Raw genomic sequence first — 15,883 nt, 5'->3', positions numbered from 1 at the left:
GGGTTTGGCCTATCATGAATGGGAGAGACTTCATGGGCGTGAAATACAATCCGAAGCGGGACAGACACATCGACGCAGCGAAGGCGGCCGCCATCAAACTGGGCGTCGAGGCGCTGGCGCCGGAGATCCTCTTCGGTGGGGCCAGCAACGATGACCTCGATCTCTATTCGGCGGACATGCTGGCGCTGACGGCCGCCCATGCCTATCAGGAACTCGCCCGCTGGGATGGCGGCAAGCCGCAGGTTTCCGTCGAATCCGTCGCCGGTGTAGCACCTGGCGGCACCGAGGTGTCGATCATCGCGGTCACCGAACGCAACATGCCGTTCCTCTATGATTCGGTCATGGGGGAAATCACCAGCACGCACCGTGACATTCACCTCGCGATCCACCCCATCCTGGTCAAGGAACCGGGCAAGCCGGCAAAGCTCTTCGATCCCGAAGAGGAAAGCGATCCGTCGCACCGCGTCAGCCATATCCAGATCCATCTGACGAAGCTCGCGCCGGTCGAGGCCGAACAGCTCAGCAACCGCATTCGCGACGTGCTGGAGCAGGTGCACCAGGCTGTGCACGACTGGCCAGCGATGACCGCGCTGCTCGATCATGCGATGCAGGAGCTGGAGGCCTATAACGCCTCGCGCAAGAAGAGCGACCGCGACGAGGCGCTCGCCTTCCTCCGCTGGCTGCGTGACAACAACTTCACCTTCCTCGGCATGCGCGAATACACCTATTCCGGCAAGGGCGGAAAGGCGATGGTCGAGCGCGGCAAGGGCAGGGGCCTCGGCATGCTCTCCAATCCCGATGTGCGCGTGCTGCGCCAGGGCAAGGACGCGGTGCTGACTACGCCTGAAATTCTCGCCTTCCTCGAAAGCCCGGATTTCCTGATCGTCACCAAGGCCAACGTCAAATCGGTCGTCCATCGCCGCGCCTATATGGATTATATCGGTGTCAAGCGCTTCGACGCCGACGGCAATGTCGCCGGAGAACTGCGCATCGTCGGCCTCTTCACCTCCTCGGCCTATACCCGCCAGGCGGCCGAGATCCCGCTGCTGCGCCACAAGATCGAAAAGATCGTCGATCACTTCGGCTACGATCCGCAGAGCCATTCCGGCAAGATGCTCGACAACACGCTCGAATCCTATCCGCGCGACGATCTCTTCCAGATCGATGTCGGCCTGCTCGCCGCTTTCTGCGAACAGATCAACGAACTCGGCGACCGGCCGCGCATCCGCGTGCTGCCACGCATCGACCATTTCGACCGCTTCGTCTCGGTGATCGTCTTCGTGCCGCGCGAACAGTACGATTCGGATGTGCGCGAAAAGATCGGCGACTACCTGAAGACGGTCTATGACGGTCGCGTCTCCGCCTACTACCCGGCCTTCCCGGAAGGGGGCCTTGCCCGCGTCCACTTCATCATCGGCCGCTCCGCCGGCAAGACGCCGCGCATTCCGCAGGCCAAGCTCGAAGAAGCCGTTCGCGGCATCGTCACCCGCTGGATCGACCGGTTCGACCTGCTTGCCCGCAAGGACGGCATCGAGCTCGATGTCGACAATGCCTACCAGTCGTTCTTCACGCCGGCTGAAGCCTATGCCGATCTGGCCGACATCGCCGCCTGCAAGGGCCCGGATCCGATCCGCATCGAGTTCTACCACTATCCCCGCGCCGTCTCGCGGCCGGACACGGCCGAGCTCAAGATCTTCCACGCCAGCGAACCAGTGTCGCTTTCGCGCCGCGTACCTTTGCTTGAAAACCTGGGCTTCCGGGTCATCAGCGAACAGACCTACGACATCGGCGTCAATGCCCATGGCGAAGAGAAGCGCAAGGTCGTGCTGCACGACATGGAGCTGATCCATCGCGATGGCCTTGCGCTGAATCTCGAAAAATCCGGCCCGGCGCTGGAAGAGGCGTTCCTGGCCGCCTGGAACGGCGCGATCGAGGACGACAACTTCAACCGGCTGATCCTGCTTGCGGGCCTCAACGCCCGCGAAGTGACGGTGCTGCGCGCCTATGCCCGCTATCTGCGACAGGCCGGCATCACCTACTCTCAGGGCTATATCGCCGACACGCTGAACAAGTATCCGGCGATTGCCGCCGATATCTTCAAGCTGTTCGTGACCCGCATGGATCCGAAGCTCGAGGAAAAGCCGCGCGCCAAGAAGTGCAACGCGCTGCTGTCGGCGATCGAGGACGCGCTCTCGGCCGTTCCGAGCCTCGACGAGGACCGGATTCTGCGACGCTACGTCAACGCGATCGAAGCGACGCTCCGGACCAACTACTTCCAGCATGACGCCGACGGAAAACCGCGCGCAGTCCTCGCCTTCAAGCTGGACCCGAAGCAGCTCGACGGTCTGCCGGAACCGCATCCGTTCCGCGAAATCTTCGTCTACGGCACCGAGGTCGAAGGCGTGCACCTGCGCTTCGGCAAGGTCGCCCGCGGCGGCCTTCGCTGGTCGGACCGCGCCCAGGACTACCGCACGGAAGTGCTCGGTCTGGTGAAGGCGCAGCAGGTCAAGAACGCCGTTATCGTGCCCGTCGGCGCCAAGGGCGGCTTCTATCCGAAGCTGCTTCCGGTGGGCGGCACCCGCGACGAAATCTTCAAGGCCGGCACCGAAGCTTACAAGACCTTCATCCGCACGCTGCTGTCGGTCACCGACAACATCGTCGGCCAGGATGTCGTACCGCCGGCCGACACGCAGCGCCATGACGGCGACGACCCTTACTTCGTCGTTGCTGCCGACAAGGGCACCGCGACCTTCTCCGACACGGCCAACGGCCTTGCACAGGAAGCGGGCTTCTGGCTCGACGACGCCTTCGCATCGGGCGGTTCCGCCGGCTACGACCACAAGAAGATGGGCATCACCGCCCGCGGCGCCTGGGAGACCGTCAAGCGGCACTTCCGTGAGATGGACACCGACATCCAGACGACGCCCTTCACCGTTGCTGGCGTTGGCGACATGTCGGGCGACGTCTTCGGCAACGGCATGCTTCTGTCCGAGAAGATCCGCCTCATCGCAGCCTTCGATCATCGCGATATCTTCATCGATCCGAATCCGGATATCGATGGGTCCTTTGCCGAGCGCAAGCGCATGTTCGACCTGCCGCGTTCGAGCTGGCAGGACTATGACCGCAAGACGCTTTCGAACGGCGCGATGATCATCTCGCGTGCCGAGAAGTCGGTGACGTTGACGCCTGAGGCGATGGCCGCCATCGGCCTCGACAAGCAGAAGGCAACGCCGTTCGAGATCATGAACGCGATCCTGAAGAGCCAGGTCGACCTGCTCTGGTTCGGCGGTATCGGCACCTATGTGCGCGGCAGCAACGAAACGGACGCCGAAGTTGGCGATCGCGCCAACGACGCCATTCGCGTGGCAGCCGAAGAGGTCCGCGCCCGCGTCATCGGCGAGGGCGCCAACCTCGGCGTCACCCAGAAGGGCCGCATCGGCTTCGGCCTCAATGGCGGCCGCTGCAACTCGGATGCCATCGACAATTCGGCGGGCGTCAACTCCTCCGACGTCGAGGTCAACATCAAGATCGCGCTGGCTTCCGCCATGCGCGATGGTCGCCTGACCCGTCCGAAGCGCAACACGCTGCTCGCCTCGATGACCGAGGAAGTGGGCCACCTAGTGCTGCGCAACAACTACGAGCAGTCGCTGGCGATCTCTCTGACCGCCATGCAAGGGCTCGGCAACCGCACGACGCTCGGCCGGCTCATGACCCGGCTGGAGGCCGACGGCCATCTCAACCGCAAGGTCGAGACGCTGCCGACCGACCAGGCCATGACCGAGCGTTACCAGGCGGGCAAGCCATTGACCCGCCCGGAGATCGGCGTGCTGCTCTCCTACTCCAAGCTCGTTCTCTTCGATGAGCTGATTGCGAGCGAGCTGCCCGACGATCCGTACTTCACGGCGACGCTCGAGCGTTACTTCCCGGGCAAGATGCGCAAGGCCTATGCCGGCGATATCCACGGTCACCGCCTGCGCCGCGAAATCATCGCGACGATCCTCGCCAACGAGGTCATCAACCGCGGTGGTCCGGCCTTTGTCTCGACCCTGACGGACGCCACCGGCTTCCTCTCGGCCGACGTCGTCAAGGCGGCGGTGCTGGCGCTCGACGGCTTCGACCTGCCGCGGATCTATGACGAGATCGACGCGCTCGACAACAAGATCAGCGGCGGCCTGCAGAACATCCTCTACCAGGAAGTCGGCCGCATCTTCACGCTCGTCACCGAGCGGGCGCTGCGCACCCATGCGGCGACCGGCTCGGTCTCCGAGGCCGTATCGCGCCTCGGCGACGGCCTGCAGAAGCTGCGTGCGACCATGCGCACTGCAGTGTCCGGCGAGAGCGCCGAAGAAGCCCGGTTGAAGACGGCAGCCTTCGTCGAGGGTGGCGTTCCCGCCAAGCTCGCCGAGGAAATCTCGGAACTGGCGCTGATGACGCTGGTGCCCGAGATCATGCAGATTGCCGCAGAAACCGGCGAGACGCTGAGCCGCACGGCGCAAGGTTATTTCGCCGTCACCGACACGCTTCGCATCAACCGTCTGCTGGCGGCATCCGATCGCGTTCCGGCAACCGAGCAGTTCGAGGCCATGGCTCTGTCACGCGCCGTATCCGATATCGCGGCGGCACGCCGGGATATCACCGCGGCAGCCCTGCGCGAGCAGAAGAAGGAGCGCAACCCGGTTGCGGCCTGGGAAGAAAGCGAGCGCGTCCGTGTCGCCCAGGCGACTGGCCAGCTGCGCCTTCTGACCGAGAAGGGTGAAACGACGCTTGCCAAGATCACCGTCGCTGCAGGTCTCCTCAACGACCTGGCACGCGGAAGGGCCAAGTAACGGTACCAAAGAGGATGCGGGCAGTTTTTTCGCCCGCGTCCGGTTCCAGACCTTTTGGAATCGGTTCAATTGAAGATAGGCTGCGCCGCGCGTTCGAGGGGACGCGTGGCGCAGTCGTTTCGGGAGGGGACTTTGCAGATTTCGGCCGGGGGGACTGAAGACCAGCCACGCACGTCCCGTGCGGGCATCGGCGGCTGGATGCTGTTCGACTGGGCCGCGCAGCCCTTCTTCACCGTCATCACGACCTTCATCTTCGGCCCCTATTTCGTATCGCGGCTGACGGAGGACCATGCGGTCGGCCAGGCGATGTGGGGCTACACGCTCACGGTTTCGGGCATCATCATCGCGGTTCTTTCGCCGGTGCTCGGCTCGATCGCCGACGCCACCGGGCCGCGCAAACCCTGGATCGCCTTCTTCGCCGTCATCAAGATCGCATCGCTGGCTATGCTCTGGTTCGCAGCCCCCGGCTCGCCGATCCTCTATCCGGCGATCTTCATGATCCTCGCGACGGTCGCGGCCGAGTTCTCGATCGTCTTCAACGATTCGATGATGCCCCGTCTGGCGCCGGAGAAGGACGTGGGGCGCATTTCCAACATCGCCTGGGGGCTCGGCTATCTCGGCGGCATGATCGTGCTGGTCGCCGTCGTGGCCTTGCTTGCCGGAAGTCCTGAGACCGGCAAGACGGCGCTTGGCATCGACCCTCTGTTTGGCCTGGATCCGGCAAAGGGGGAGGATGCACGCATCACCGGCCCGATCTCCGCCGTCTGGTACCTCGTCTTTATCCTGCCGATGTTCCTGTTCACGCCCGATGCCACCAAGGCGGCAATGTCGCTCGGCAAGGCAACCGTCACTGGCCTCAGGGAGCTCAAGGGCACGCTCGTCGAGCTTCGGGAAAGGCGTGGGATCCTGCGCTTCCTGATCGCGCGCATGGTCTTCCAGGACGGCGTCAATGGTCTGCTGGCACTCGGCGGCACCTTCGCGGCCGCGATGTTCGCCTGGCAGACCCTGGAGCTCGGCGTCTACGGCATCATTCTCAACGTCGTCGCGATCGGCGGCTGCCTCTGCGCCAGCTGGCTGGATGCGCACCTTGGCTCCAAGGTGATCGTCACCGCCAGCCTGATCTGCCTGACGATTGCCACGATCGGCATCGTCTCGACAGGCCCCGGCTTCACGCTGTTCGGGCTGCTGCCGCTGTCGATGGAAGATACCGGCGGCCTGTTCGGCACGGCCGCCGAAAAGGCCTACATTCTCTACGGCCTGCTCGTCGGTGTCGCCTTCGGCCCCGTTCAGGCCTCGTCGCGCTCCTACCTCGCCCGCAGCGTCAGCCTCGACGAGGCCGGTCGCTACTTCGGCCTCTATGCGCTGTCCGGCCGGGCCACCTCGTTCCTCGCCCCCGCATCCGTTGCCACGATCACGCTTGCCACCGGCTCGGCACGGATCGGCATGATGGCGCTGATTGCTTTTCTGGTGATCGGCCTGCTGATCCTTCTGCGCACGCCCTATCCGGCCGATGACGGTCGCAAAAAAGCCGCCGCATCCTGGGGAAGCGACGGCTTCTGACTGTTGGGCCTTAGCGGCCAATTCCGGACAGACGCCCAGCGCCCGCCCGACGATCTTAGTGGCGGAAGTGGCGCATGCCAGTGAAGACCATGGCGACGCCATGCTCGTTCGCAGCCGCAATCACCTCTTCGTCACGCATGGAGCCGCCCGGCTGGATGACGGCCGTAGCACCCGCGGCGATCGCCGAGAGCAGGCCGTCGGCAAACGGCAGGAAGGCTTCGGAGGCAACGGCCGAACCCTTGGTGAGCGGCGTTGCAAGGCCCAGCGCTTTTGCGGCTTCTTCGGCCTTGATCGCGGCGATGCGGGCGGAATCGACACGGCTCATCTGGCCGGCGCCGATGCCGGCCGTCTGGCCGTCCTTGGCATAAACGATCGCATTCGACTTCACGTGCTTGGCCACCTTGAAGGCGAACTTCATGTCTTCGAGTTCCTGGGGCGTCGGCGCGCGCTTGGTGACGACCTTGAGTTCGAGATCCTCCACCATGCCGTTGTCGCGCGTCTGCACGAGCAGGCCGCCCGAGACGGTCTTTGCGGCAAGACCCGGAATGCGCGGATCCGGCAGGCCACCGGTCGCAAGCAGACGCAGGTTCGGCTTGCGGGCAATCACGGCCTTGGCCGCATCGCTGACCGAAGGCGCGATGATCACTTCGGTGAAGAGCTTGACGATCTCTTCGGCCGTCTCCGCATCGAGCTCCTGGTTGAGCGCGATGATGCCGCCGAAAGCCGAGGTGGAATCGCAGGCAAGCGCCCGGCGATAGGCTTCGGCAAGCGTTGGCGCGGTCGCGACGCCGCAAGGGTTGGCATGCTTGATGATCGCGACCGCCGGTGCCTTCTCCGGCAGGAACTCGGCCACCAGCTCGAAGGCGGCATCCGTGTCGTTGATGTTGTTGTAGGAGAGCTGCTTGCCTTGCAGCAGCGTCGCCGTGGCGACACCCGGGCGGTTCTCGCCCGTCAGGTAGAAGCCTGCCTTCTGGTGCGGGTTCTCGCCGTAGCGCATCTCTTCCTTGAGTACGCCGCCGATCACCCGGTGACGCGGCATCGGGGTGTCGAGCGCTTCGGCAAACCAGTTGGAAATGGCCGCGTCATAGGCGGCAGTCCGGGCATAGGCCTTGGCGGCCATCTTCTGGCGGAAGGCATAGGTCGTCTTGCCGGAAGCAAGCTCTTCGAGCAGCACCGGATAGTCGGCCGGATCGGTGACGATCGTCACATAGGCATGGTTCTTGGCCGAGGCGCGGATCATGGCCGGGCCGCCGATATCGATGTTTTCGACCGTCGTCGGGTAGTCGCCGCCCTTGGCCCTGACCTCTTCGAAGGGATAGAGGTTGATGATCGCGAGGTCGATGGCGGTGATGCCGTGCGTCGACATGGCCGCAACGTGATCGGCATCGTCACGGATCGCCAAGAGGCCACCGTGAACGCCCGGATGCAGCGTCTTCACGCGGCCGTCCATGACCTCGGGAAAGCCGGTTAGCTCGGAAACGTCGCTCACCGGCAGGCCAGCCTCGGAGAGTGCCTTGTGGGTCCCGCCCGTCGAAACGAGCCGAATGCCCTTTTCGTTAAGGGCGCGCGCGAGTTCGACGACGCCCGTCTTGTCGGAGACGGAGAGGAGGGCGGTGCGGACCGTAACCTCGTTCGGGGCGGGGATTTTCTTGGAGGCGACAGCCACAACCATGCTCCTTTGGCGGCGCCGGACGCCCCGGGAGGAAGCTCCGGCGGTTGAGATGGCTGCCCGTTAGCATAGCTTGCCGGGCGAAGGAACCTCGCCGGGCCTGAAGATCGCGATGAATCTGGATCGGATCGATCCAAATTCATCAATGCGATCGCTCCTGAAACGCGAACGGAAAACTTGAGGCGCTTTCTTGGGCGTGCCTGTCGTCAAGACAGAAGGCTCAGTTCGCGCGTGAAAACGTCCACTGGATCTCCGGCTGCTGCGCAATTGCAAAGGTCACCGTCAGCTGCTGCGAGGCCCGGATACCCGAAGGATCGGCAAAGAAGATATCCTCCTCGACGGCAAGGTCACCATCCTGGCAGGCAAACAGCCAGATCTCGCCATCGGGCGCCGTCAGGAAGATCTCGCGGGCGCTGTTCTGGCGAATGGCGACCGCCGGGTGAATGTGGAACCGCGCCACGGCAATCGCGGTATCGCTTGCCTCCGGGTCGCTGCCGTCGGCGTGCGACAGCCGGTCGCGACCGCGGACCATGCGACCGCCGTTCAAAACACCAATGCCACGCTCGTGGACCAGGCCGAAGGCGGCAAGATAGCCATCGTGGCTTGCGGTCACCGATTCGAGCCCGCCCGCTTCGTCCTTGCGGGCCGCCGTCACGTGCTTGACGCCCGACGTCATGATCGGTCCGAGAAAGCGCGATTGCGAGAAGCGCGACGACGACGTGTCGTTGACCGTCACGGTCGAATGGGCAGCCGTCATCCGCGCCATCTGGCGGAATCGCTCCCCGGCAAACTTCGGGGCGCCGGAATTGACGACGAAGCGCGTCTTGCCCGAGGACATTTCGAAGGACAGGCAGCCGGCATGGGCACTGCGCGACAGGTCTACGGAAAGCGGCCGGCCGGTGTCCATGATGACAACGGTGTTTTCCATGGCCATACGTTCGTAGTGGGCGTGCGGCAGCGAGCGGAAGGGTTCGCCGGCCGTCTCGTCATAGCGCAGCACCGACGCCAGTTCATGCGCCAGAACCGAGGTAGCACCATTAAACAGCGCGAGTTCGCCGCCCTGGTGCCGGAAGAAGCGCAGGGCAGGGTACATCCGGTCGATGCAGGGAATGAGGCGCGACGGCACGTCATGCCCGAGATTAACGTAGGTCTGGCGGAGTGGCAGCAGATCCAGCAACAGCTCTAGGCCCGCGCGCGGACTACGCGAGAAGTGGCTGCCGTCGGGCAGGATCTGGCGGTCGAGTTCGAGATCGAGATGGCGCGATGCCTTGCGGATGGCGCTCGGCGATGCCGGCATGGAAACCGACGCCATGGCAAGCGCAAGCCGCACCCGAAGCCTCTGCTCGCCGTCGCGCACGGTATCGGCGATATGCCTGAGATAGCGTACCTGCAGCGCCAGGCTCTTCAGGAAACGGCGGTAGAAGCCATGCTCGGCATTGCGCAGCACCACCGGCGAATGGGACAGCCAGGCGATGATGCGCTGCGCCATGATATCCGCATCCCAGGCGATGCCGCCGAGATCGCGTCCATGGGTGCCGATCCAGTCGTCGACGATCTGCCGCAGCCGGACGAAACCCGCATCCTCGCGGATCGCCCGCAGGTGCCGCAGCCAGCCGAAGGAATGCAGCCGGGCCGCAAATTCGCGCGACGGCAGATCGATCTCGAACGGCGACTCGCCCTCCGTGTCGAGCACGCGGCCGGCAAGAGGGAAGCGCCCGGCAAGAATTTCTTCCGCGACAAAGGGATCGACGGCCCTCAGATCCGTCGGCGCAACGATCAGGCGATTGGGGGTGGAGCCGGTAAAGCGCAGAGTGGAGACGCGCCCGATCGACAGGCGACGCGACACGCGGCGCCAGCCTTCACGCACATACAGGTAAGAAAGCCTTCGCCTGCCGGAAAACAACATCAACGCCGCCGGTTACCTCATTTCTGGCACGATCACTCACATCATCGGAGCGCGCCAGGACCTCGCGCCAGCGTCCGCATGGTGCCGCGAAGACCATTAAACTTTTATCAATCCTGCCATCTTTGATAGGCTTCCCGGTCGAAAGCGTCAAATGATGCGGTGAAACAGGGCCTTGAGGCCCGGTTCGAGCTGCTGAAAGCTCAGTTTGCGCTGTTATTTGCGCCGAATCACTGCCGCGTAGAAACCATCGAGGCCACTCGAAAACGGTGCATCGAGCGGCAGCATGGCCGGCGTCGTCCGCATTTCGCCGACCGGCGTGATCGCGTCCTCGAGCCCCGGCCAATCCGCTGCGGAAATAGGAACGCGCTCACAGTTATCGCCCGAACCGATAACCCGGGCAACGACCTCTTCGCCTTCACGCGGGTCGAGGGAGCAATTCGAGAAGACGACGGTGCCACCGGGGTTGACCACCGTCAGCGCATGACGAAGCAGCCGCTCCTGCAGGTCGGCAAGCTTTTCGATGTCTTCCGGTCCCTTGGTCCACAACACATCAGGGTGACGTCGTGTCGTGCCGGTCGAGGAGCAGGGAGCGTCGAGAAGCGCCGCATCGAACAGGGCTTCCGGCTGGAAGTCCGCCATGTTGACTTCCTTGGTCTCGGCCTCGAGCCCCAGCCGCTTGAGATTGCCCTTCAGCCGGCGCAAGCGGCTGCCGGACTGGTCCAGCGCCGTCACTTCGGCGCCGGCAAGAATGAGTTGGGCCGTCTTGCCGCCCGGTGCGGCGCAGAGATCGACGGTCCGCTTGCCCTTGAGGTCGCCAAACAGTCGAGCAGGGATCGATGCAGCCGCGTCCTGGACCCACCAGCCGCCATCATCGAATCCGGCTAAGGAAGGGATGGAGCCGGAGAATGCGCCGAGCCGCACAGAGCCGGTCGGCAGGACGGTGCCACCAAGCCGCTCGGCCCAAGCCGCAGGCTCGGATTTGACGGAAAGATCGATTGCCGCCGGCGTCAACTGCGCCTCGGCGATCTTCTCGGCCGCCGCTGCGCCGTAGTGGGCAATGAGGCGCTCGAAGAACCATTCCGGCATCGCCGGAATATGGCGCGTGCTTTCGAGAACGGCTTCCTTTTCGCGCGACAGGCGCCGCAGCACGGCGTTCACGAGATTGGCGAAGCGGCGGTTGCGCGGATCGTTCTGCGCCTGTTCGACGGCGAGATCGACGGCGGAATGATCGGGCACGTCGAGATAGAGGATCTGTGCCGCTGCCACGGCAAGCACATGCTCCAGCGCCCGCGCTCCCTCCGGCAGAGGCGTCTGCAGCAGCGAATTGATCGCAGCCTGCACGCGCGGGAGATGGCGAAGGGCGGAATTGAGTATTGCCCGGACCAGAGCGCGGTCGGCTTCGTTAAGCTCGCGATAGGCCGGGTTGCCGTGCTCGCTGTCGAGCATGCCGTCGAGCGACGTCTTGCGATCGATGACTGCTGCCAAGATCTTCGCGGCGGCCTGACGAGCCCTCAACCCCGGCTTCTCCGGACCACGCGGCGCCGGAGCGGGCTTCTTCGACTTCGCTGCGCCGCCGTTGCGGTGCGATCGTTTCGGACGTGAATCGTTGTTGTTTTCTGCAGACATCAGGACCAGGGACCTTTGGGCGGTTCGGAACCACCGCGACCCCATCCGGTAGAGGGCACAGAGCGCGATTTGCGCACGGGATTATCAGCACGAACCGGCGGCGTCGAGACCGAAGACATCTCCTGCGCCATCTGCTGCAGGGCCGCGATGCGGTTTTCGGTGTTCGGATGGGTCGAGAACAGGTTGTCCATGCGCTCGCCGGAGAGCGGATTGATGATGAACATATGCGCCGTTGCCGGGTTGCGCTCGGCATCGTCATTGTGGATCTGATGGGCGGCGCCTGCGATCTTCTGCAGCGCCGAAGCGAGCGCCAGGGGCTTGCCGCAAATCTCGGCGCCGCGACGGTCGGCCGAGTATTCGCGCGTTCGGCTGATCGCCATCTGCACCAGCATTGCCGCCATCGGCGCCACGATCATCGCGACAAGCGTGCCGATGAAGCCGAGCGGATTGTTGTTTTCACGGTTGCCGCTGAAGAAGAAGGCAAAGTTGCCGAGCATCGAGATCGCGCCGGCAAGGGTTGCCGTCAGCGTCATCGTCAGCGTATCGCGGTTCTGCACGTGCGCGAGTTCATGCGCCATCACGCCGGCGACCTCGTCATAGTCGAGAGCGTGAAGCAGCCCGGTCGACGCGGCGACCGCGGCATTCTCCGGATTGCGACCGGTGGCAAACGCGTTCGGCTGCGGGCTATCGATCACATAGACGCGCGGCATCGGCAGGCCGGCATTGCGAGCGAGGTCACGCACGATGCCGTAATATTCCGGGGCACTGCGCTCATCGACCTCCTGCGCGCGGTACATGCGCAGCACCATCTTGTCCGAGTTCCAGTAGGAGAAGAAGTTCATGCCTGCGGCCATGACGAAGGCGATCATCATGCCGCCCCGTCCGCCAATGGCGAAGCCTACCGCCATGAACAGGGCGGTCATGACTGCAAGCAGCATGGCGGTGCGGACAAGGTTCATCAGGAGGCTCCGGGTCGTCTACGTTTCACGTGAATCAGGGTTCCCGTCCGGGGAACGGCATCCTATATGATGGGTGCAAACACCCAATTCTTCAATATTGATGCTCGAATCCGGATACCGTTCAGATGCAGAACGACAATGACAACGCCGCCGACCGCCCGAAGAAGCCGCTGCCGCCCGCCGCTGTGCGGGCGCTGAAGGAAGCGGAAGAACGGCGTCAGGCGGAGATCAAGAAGGAACTGCCGCAGGAGATCGGCGGGCGCGGAGGTGAAGATCCAGCCCGTTACGGCGACTGGGAGATCAAGGGTCGGGCGATCGACTTCTAAGTTCGGGTCGGGCGCCCGCGCCTGCAACCGCGATCTGAATCCGGCTCACGAAATGGTTCGACGGCCACCTGGCGACGAGAGGAGAACCGCCGCACGTCCAAGAGACGCGCGGCGGTTTTCAACGTCAGGCCTTGTTCTGGCGGTTCGCGATCAGATCATCGACAACGGCCGGATCGGCGAGCGTCGAGGTATCGCCGAGCGCACCGAAGTCATCCTCCGCGATCTTGCGCAGGATGCGGCGCATGATCTTGCCCGAGCGGGTCTTCGGCAGGCCCGGAGCGAACTGGATCTTGTCCGGCGTCGCGATCGGCCCGATTTCCGAACGGACATGCTTCACCAAGGCGGCGCGCAGTTCGTCGTTGCCGATTTCACCAGCCATCAGTGAAACATAGCAATAGATGCCCTGGCCCTTGATCGGGTGCGGATAGCCGACGACGGCCGCTTCCGAGACGAGATGATGCGACACGAGCGCCGATTCCACTTCGGCCGTACCGAGGCGGTGGCCGGAGACGTTCAAGACATCGTCGACGCGGCCGGTGATCCAGTAGTAGCCGTCTTCATCGCGGCGGCAGCCGTCACCGGTGAAATACTTGCCCTTGTAGGTGGCGAAGTAAGTCTGACCGAAACGCGCATGGTCGCCGTAGATCGTGCGCATCTGGCCCGGCCAGCTGTCGATGATGCAGAGGTTGCCGTCGGCAGCACCTTCCAGAACATTGCCTTCGTTGTCGACGAGCTGCGGCTGAACTCCGAAGAACGGCCGCGTGGCCGAACCGGGCTTGAGATCGGTCGCACCCGGCAGCGGCGTGATCAGGATTCCGCCGGTCTCGGTCTGCCACCAGGTATCGACGATCGGCGACTTCTGCTCGCCGACGACGTTGTAGTACCACTCCCAGGCTTCCGGGTTGATCGGCTCGCCGACCGAACCGAGCAGGCGAAGCGACGAGCGCGAGGCGCGCTTGACGAAGTCGTCGCCGGCGCCCATCAGCGAGCGGATCGCCGTCGGCGCGGTGTAGAAGACGTTGACCTTGTGCTTGTCGACCACTTCCCAGAAACGCCCGGCGTCCGGGAAATTCGGCACACCTTCGAACATCACGGTCGTCGCCGCATTCGCGAGCGGACCATAGACGATATAGGAGTGACCAGTGACCCAGCCGACGTCGGCGGTGCACCAGTAGACCTCGCCATCGCGGTAGTCGAAGACATATTCGTGCGTCATCGACGCATAGACGAGGTAGCCGCCGGTCGTATGCAGCACGCCCTTCGGCTTGCCGGTCGAGCCCGAGGTGTAGAGGATGAACAGCGGATCTTCCGCCTTCATCTTCGCCGGCTCGCAATGCGGCTTCACGGTCGCGATTTCCTGGTGGTACCAGAGGTCACGGCCCGGTGCCCAGGCGGTCTTGCCGCCGGTGCGGCGCACGACCAGAACCTTGTTGACGATGACATGCTGCTTGGCCGCGATGTCGATCGCCGTATCGGTGTTTTCCTTGAGCGGGACCGGCTTGCCGCCGCGCACGCCCTCGTCGCAGGTGATGACGAAGGTGGACTCACAGTCGACGATACGGCCAGCAAGTGCGTCCGGCGAGAAGCCGCCGAAGACGACCGAATGGATGGCGCCGATGCGGGCGCAGGCGAGCATCGCATAGGATGCTTCCGGGATCATCGGCATATAGATGGTGACGCGGTCGCCCTTCTTGACGCCATGCTTCTTCAAGACGTTGGCAAGGCGGCAGACCTGCTCGTAGAGCTGGTTGTAGGTGATCTTCTTGTCGATATAGGGATTGTCGCCTTCCCAGATGATGGCAGTCTTTTCGCCATGCGTCTTCAGGTGGCGGTCGATACAGTTGTAGGAGACGTTGGTAAGGCCGTCTTCATACCACTTGATCGAGACCTTGCCTTTGAAGGACGTGTTCTTGACCTTGGTATAGGGCTTGAACCAATCGATCCGTTTGCCGTGCTTGCCCCAGAACTTTGCCGGATCGGAAACGCTCTCCTCGTACCACTTCAGGTAAGTGGCGTTATCAAGCAACGTCCGGCTCTTGGCAGACTTCAACACCGGATAGATTTTGGCGGACATATTTTCCTCCCTACGCATTCCTAGTGCGGTTCGCCCCTCCTAGGGCTCCCCCGTTTCGCGCACATTCATAGCAGGTCAAATGCCCGCCGCAATTAGACAAAAGGACATTTGGAACTGAAGAATTGCAATTTCGCGACAACGACGGTATAGAGGCCCACATTTCCCGGAAATCAGTGGTAGACTCCACGGCCCGCGACACCGGCGCGGCGGACAAAAGGACTATATCCATGGCTCAGCAACTGCTTATGCCCAAGGCGACCGCCGTCTGGCTGGTTGACAATACCGCGCTGTCCTTCGACCAGATCGCGCAGTTCTGCAAGCTGCACCCGCTCGAAGTGAAGGCGATCGCCGACGGTGAATCCGCGCAGGGCATCAAGGGCCTCGACCCGATTGCGACCGGTCAGCTTTCGCGCGACGAGATCGCCCGCGCCGAAGGCAACCCCAACCACAAGCTGAAGCTGTCCGAGCCGAAGGTTCGCGTACCTGATAGCAAGCGCAAGGGCCCGCGCTACACCCCGGTTTCCAAGCGCCAGGATCGCCCGAACGCCATTCTGTGGCTGGTTCGCAACCATCCGGAACTCAAGGACGCGCAGATCTCGCGCCTCGTCGGTACGACCAAGTCGACGATCGAGCAGATCCGTGAGCGCACCCACTGGAACTCCGCCAACCTGACGCCGATGGATCCGGTAACCCTCGGCCTCTGCTCGCAGATCGACCTCGACCTCGAAGTCGAACGCGCTTCCAAGGGCCGTCCGCTGCCGACGGCTGCCGAACTCGGCCAGACACTGGAATCGGCCCAGGAAACCGAAAAGCTGGGCTTCAGCTACGAGCGCGAGGAAGAGAAGGAAATCGACGCCGATGCCGTCTTCGCCAAGCTCAAGTCGCTGAAGTCGGACCGCAAGGACGAGGACGAAGACGATCAGTACTGATCGCCGTC

9 protein-coding genes are annotated in these 15,883 nt (G+C 63.5%); 4 read left to right on the top strand and 5 right to left on the bottom strand.

Translation table 11 applies throughout. From position 1 onward, the window contains the following. Nucleotides 1-32: 32 nt before the first annotated feature. Together ASD63_RS24670 and ASD63_RS24665 are read left to right on the top strand one after the other, a co-directional pair. Nucleotides 33-4,826 carry an NAD-glutamate dehydrogenase gene (locus ASD63_RS24670; protein WP_034800165.1) on the top strand — a complete coding sequence of 1,598 codons (4,794 nt, stop codon included), beginning with the start codon at nt 33-35 and terminating at the stop codon, nt 4,824-4,826. Nucleotides 4,827-4,958: 132 nt separating this feature from the next. Continuing rightward, nucleotides 4,959-6,386, top strand: coding sequence for an MFS transporter (locus ASD63_RS24665; RefSeq protein WP_034800163.1), 1,428 nt, complete (start codon nt 4,959-4,961; stop codon nt 6,384-6,386). A 55-nt stretch (nt 6,387-6,441) separates the two neighbouring features. On the opposite strand, the gene purH is transcribed toward ASD63_RS24665, so the two are convergent. From purH to htpX, 4 genes are all read right to left on the bottom strand, one after another. After that, nucleotides 6,442-8,052, bottom strand: a complete 1,611-nt coding sequence (gene purH / locus ASD63_RS24660; protein ID WP_034800161.1) for a bifunctional phosphoribosylaminoimidazolecarboxamide formyltransferase/IMP cyclohydrolase — start codon at nt 8,050-8,052, stop codon at nt 6,442-6,444. A gap of 223 nt (nt 8,053-8,275) precedes the next feature. Further along, entirely contained in the window at nt 8,276-9,961 is a 1,686-nt protein-coding gene (locus ASD63_RS24655) for a heparinase II/III family protein (protein WP_034800159.1), read from the bottom strand. Between the two features lie 213 nt (nt 9,962-10,174). Further along, nucleotides 10,175-11,587 (bottom strand): RsmB/NOP family class I SAM-dependent RNA methyltransferase, encoded by a 1,413-nt coding sequence (locus tag ASD63_RS24650; RefSeq protein ID WP_034800158.1) that lies wholly within the window; start codon nt 11,585-11,587, stop codon nt 10,175-10,177. Next, a complete protein-coding gene (gene htpX, locus ASD63_RS24645) occupies nt 11,587-12,546 on the bottom strand; it encodes a zinc metalloprotease HtpX (RefSeq protein ID WP_034800156.1) in 960 nt (319 codons plus the stop codon). Before htpX ends, ASD63_RS24650 begins: the two co-directional genes overlap by 1 nt. 125 nt (nt 12,547-12,671) lie before the next feature. Between htpX and ASD63_RS24640 the strand changes: the two genes are divergently transcribed. After that, nucleotides 12,672-12,872, top strand: a complete 201-nt coding sequence (locus tag ASD63_RS24640) for a DUF1674 domain-containing protein (RefSeq protein WP_034800155.1) — start codon at nt 12,672-12,674, stop codon at nt 12,870-12,872. Nucleotides 12,873-12,996: 124 nt separating this feature from the next. Here the strand turns inward: ASD63_RS24640 and acs are convergent, their stop codons facing one another. Next, nucleotides 12,997-14,946, bottom strand: coding sequence for an acetate--CoA ligase (acs, locus tag ASD63_RS24635; RefSeq protein WP_034800154.1), 1,950 nt, complete (start codon nt 14,944-14,946; stop codon nt 12,997-12,999). 227 nt (nt 14,947-15,173) lie between these two features. Between acs and ASD63_RS24630 the strand changes: the two genes are divergently transcribed. Beyond that, a complete protein-coding gene (locus ASD63_RS24630; RefSeq protein ID WP_034800153.1) occupies nt 15,174-15,875 on the top strand; it encodes a DUF1013 domain-containing protein in 702 nt (233 codons plus the stop codon). The last annotated feature ends 8 nt before the right edge of the window (nt 15,876-15,883 follow it).

The sequence above is a fragment of the Ensifer sp. Root558 genome (genome assembly GCF_001427045.1).
Lineage (GTDB): Bacteria > Pseudomonadota > Alphaproteobacteria > Rhizobiales > Rhizobiaceae > Ensifer > Ensifer adhaerens.
Note: the sequence above shows the minus strand (reverse complement) of the source record. Positions and strands in the feature narration are given on the sequence as shown.

Excerpts from the sequence above, each read along its gene's own strand:
- ASD63_RS24655 (WP_034800159.1), bottom strand. The coding sequence starts at position 9,961 with ATGTTGTTTTCCGGCAGGCGAAGGCTTTCTTACCTGTATGTGCGTGAA.
- ASD63_RS24630 (WP_034800153.1), top strand. The coding sequence starts at position 15,174 with ATGGCTCAGCAACTGCTTATGCCCAAGGCGACCGCCGTCTGGCTGGTT.
- htpX (WP_034800156.1), bottom strand. The coding sequence starts at position 12,546 with ATGAACCTTGTCCGCACCGCCATGCTGCTTGCAGTCATGACCGCCCTG.
- ASD63_RS24670 (WP_034800165.1), top strand. The coding sequence starts at position 33 with ATGGGCGTGAAATACAATCCGAAGCGGGACAGACACATCGACGCAGCG.
- ASD63_RS24650 (WP_034800158.1), bottom strand. The coding sequence starts at position 11,587 with ATGTCTGCAGAAAACAACAACGATTCACGTCCGAAACGATCGCACCGC.
- ASD63_RS24640 (WP_034800155.1), top strand. The coding sequence starts at position 12,672 with ATGCAGAACGACAATGACAACGCCGCCGACCGCCCGAAGAAGCCGCTG.
- acs (WP_034800154.1), bottom strand. The coding sequence starts at position 14,946 with ATGTCCGCCAAAATCTATCCGGTGTTGAAGTCTGCCAAGAGCCGGACG.